The sequence below is a fragment of the Streptomyces murinus genome, from assembly GCF_002154555.1.
In the GTDB taxonomy this organism is placed as follows: domain Bacteria; phylum Actinomycetota; class Actinomycetes; order Streptomycetales; family Streptomycetaceae; genus Streptomyces; species Streptomyces murinus.
On sequence record NZ_MUNF01000771.1, the window covers coordinates 1 to 3046 of the forward strand.

The window sequence follows — 3046 nt, forward strand, 5'->3', positions numbered from 1 at the left end:
CCACCGCCCCGAGGCCGTGACCCGACGGGGTGTCACGGCCTCGGGGCGGTGGCTCAGCCGGTGAAGGCGGAGACGCCCTCGGGGGTGCCCAGGCCGGTCGGGCCGTCGTAGCCGGACCGGGCGGTGCAGAAGTAGCTCGTGGAGCAGGAGCCGTTGCTGCCGCTGGTGACGTCGTTCAGCGCGGAGGTGCCGGCCTTGGCGTACGGGAACTTGGCCGGGTAGGAGGCGCTGCTCGGGGTGCCCGCAAGGGCGTAGACCGAGGCGATGAGCGGGGAGCTGGCGCTGGTGCCGCCGTAGGTGTTCCAGCCGGTGCCGTCGGCGCCGTAGCTGTCGTAGACGGAGACACCGGTGGCCGGGTCGGCCACGGCGGAGACGTCCGCGATCATGCGCTTGCCGCAACCCGTGTCGGTCTGCCAGGACGGCTTGGCGTCGTAGGCCGAGCAGCCGGAGCCGGTGCCCTCGGTGCTGGAGGTGTTCCAGACGCTCTCGCTCCAACCACGCGTGGTGGAGGCCTTTTTGAGGGCGGTGCCGCCGACGGCGGTCACGTACTGGGAGCCGGCCGGGTACTCGGCGCCGTAGCCCTCGTCGCCCGCGCTCGCCGTGATGACGACGCCCGCGTGCTTGTAGTACTTGGTGTCGTAGCTGGTGTCGGAGGAGGACTCCGAGCCGCCGTAGCTGTTGGAGACGTACTTCGCGCCCAGCTTCACGGCCTCGTTGACCGCGGTGCCGAGGTTCGTCATCGACGCGGACTTCGCCTCGACCAGCAGGATGTTGCAGTTCGGGCAGGTCGCGCTGACCATGTCGAGGTCGAGCGAGATCTCACCGGCCCAGCCGCTGTCGGCGGACGGCAGCGAGGTGGTGGAGCCCGTCTGGCTGACCTTCTTGAAGCAGCCGTTGGACGTGGTGCAGGCGGAGAGGCCGTAGTACGAGCGGTACGTGGCGAGGTCGGCCGCGGCGTTCGGGTCGTCGTAGGCGTCCACGATGGCGACGGTCTCGCCGGAGCCCTTGGAGGAGGCTGCGGAGGCCAGACCGTAGGCCGACTGGAGGTCCGAGGGACCGTAGCCGGTCGGGGTGCCGGAGGAGGCGTTGGGCTTGATCGTCGCGGGCGCGACACCCTTGACCGCGGCCTGCTTCTCCATGAAGGCGGTGGTGCCACCGGTCACGCGCAGCGCGTCACAGGAGGCGTAGCCCTTCTTGGCGGTCGTGGCACACGCGTTCGTGGTCTGCACATGGGCCTTGGCGACCTGGGTGGCGATCGTCTGGGCGCTGACCTTGTGGGGAGTGGCGGCGTCCGCCTGGGCGGCGGCACCGAAGCCGGCCAGGGCGAGCGCGGTGGCCGCGGCGGCGGCCGAGCCGACCCGGCGCCATCTGCCGGATATGTGGGGGGTGTTGGTCGTACGCAAGGTACAGCCTCCTGAAGTGGTGGGGCAGAGGCCCCCGGTGGGGGACCAGCGGCGTGTTCGCCGATGGGGGCGGCGGCCCGCGACGACCCTCGCTTGTTGAGTACGCGACAACAAGAGGCTTTCGGAATTCTGACTTCCGCGTTACCCAAATGCGGTGCCCGGCTTACTGATCAATGACGGCACGATGGCGGGAAGATGACCGTCCGGGCAGGTCAAGTGGGTTATGGAGAGCCGGGTTTGACCAAGTGGACGCGGCTCAGCGGGGCTTGAGGCCGTGGAGCAGCAGATGTACGTGCGCGTCCAGACCGGCCACGGCCTCGTCCGCGTCCAGTGCGGAGCTGGCGATGAGGGCGGCCAGGCCGTGCAGATGCGCGGCGGCGGTCAGCGCGATGCGCTCGGGGTCGCCGTCGATGATCTCGCCGTTCTCCCGGGCGTCCGCGAACAGCCGGGTGAGCGAGCCGAAGGTGCGGTCGACCGCCGCGCCGAGCTGTGCCGAGCTGTCGGGGCGGTGCTTGCGCGCGAACATCAGCTCCAGCAGCTCGGGATGCTCGACGGCGAAACCGAGGTAGGCGTGCGCGAGCGCCGCCATCCGCTTCTCGAAGCCGGGACCCGCTCCGTACGCCTCGGTCAGGGCGCGGTCCAGCCGCTCGTACCCCTCCATCGCCAGGGCGTCGAGCAGGGCCTGCTTGTCCTTGAAGTGCCGGCCCGGCGCCGCGTGGCTGACGCCGATGTCGCGGGCCAGTTCGCGCAGCGACAGCGCGCCGGCCCCCTTCTCCCGCAGGGTGCGCTCGGCGCTCTGGAGCAGCGCGGCGCGCAGGTCTCCGTGGTGGTAGGGGCGGCTTGCGGGCATGTGCGCCATCGTATCCCGGTGCACACCCGCATTGTTGTCATTGACAGCATTGTAGTCGGTGCCTACATTGAGGTCATGGCTGAGACGACCGGCGCACGCGGTGCGCGCAAGTGGAACGTGAACCGCATCCCCGACCAGACCGGCCGTACGGCCGTGATCACCGGCGCCAACAGCGGCCTCGGCCTGGTGACGGCCGAGGCGCTGGCGCGGGCCGGCGCGCATGTGGTGTTCGCCGTACGGGACGAGGCGCGGGGCGGCGCCGCCGCGGCGCGGGTGGCGGGCAGCACCGAGGTGCGCCGGCTCGACCTCGCGGACCTGGACTCGGTGCGCGCCTTCGCCGCCGGCTGGGACCGCCCGCTGGATCTGCTGATCAACAACGCGGGCGTGATGATGCTGCCGCAGGAGCGCACCGCGCAGGGCTTCGAGCGGCAGTTCGGCACCAACCACCTCGGGCACTTCGCGCTGACGAACCTGCTGCTGCCGCACCTCACCGACCGTGTGGTGACGCTGGCCTCCACCGCGCACCGCTGGGGCGATCAGCGCATCAGCTTCGAGGACGTGAATCTGCGCGGCCGGTACACCCCGACGCGCGCCTACGCCCAGTCCAAGCTGGCGAACCTCCTGTTCACCCTGGAACTCCAGCGCCGTCTGACCGAGGCAGGCTCCGGGGTGCGCGCGCTGGCCGCCCACCCCGGTTACGCCGCCACCAACCTCCAGAGCCACCACGCGAGCCCCCTGGCCAGGATCGGCATGGCCGTCGCCAACCGGGTCGTCGCCCAGAGCGACCGGGCCG

General features: G+C 71.0%; 3 protein-coding genes. 1 reads left to right on the forward strand and 2 read right to left on the reverse strand.

What is annotated here, in order from left to right; all coding sequences use genetic code 11:
* Window positions 1-53: 53 nt before the first annotated feature.
* Window positions 54-1403: a S53 family peptidase gene (locus tag CCN72_RS34700; protein WP_086812324.1), complete on the reverse strand. Its 1350-nt coding sequence runs from the start codon at window positions 1401-1403 to the stop codon at window positions 54-56.
* A gap of 256 nt (window positions 1404-1659) precedes the next feature.
* Window positions 1660-2262: a TetR/AcrR family transcriptional regulator gene (locus CCN72_RS34705; protein ID WP_086812325.1), complete on the reverse strand. Its 603-nt coding sequence runs from the start codon at window positions 2260-2262 to the stop codon at window positions 1660-1662.
* Window positions 2263-2328: 66 nt separating this feature from the next.
* Here CCN72_RS34705 and CCN72_RS34710 point away from each other — a divergent pair.
* Window positions 2329-3046 (forward strand): SDR family NAD(P)-dependent oxidoreductase (locus tag CCN72_RS34710; RefSeq protein WP_086812327.1); only part of this gene is annotated, 718 nt, incomplete at its 3' end.

Bases quoted from the DNA above. Each gene is read 5' to 3' on its own strand.
- CCN72_RS34705 (WP_086812325.1), bottom strand. From the start codon at position 2,262: ATGGCGCACATGCCCGCAAGCCGCCCCTACCACCACGGAGACCTGCGC.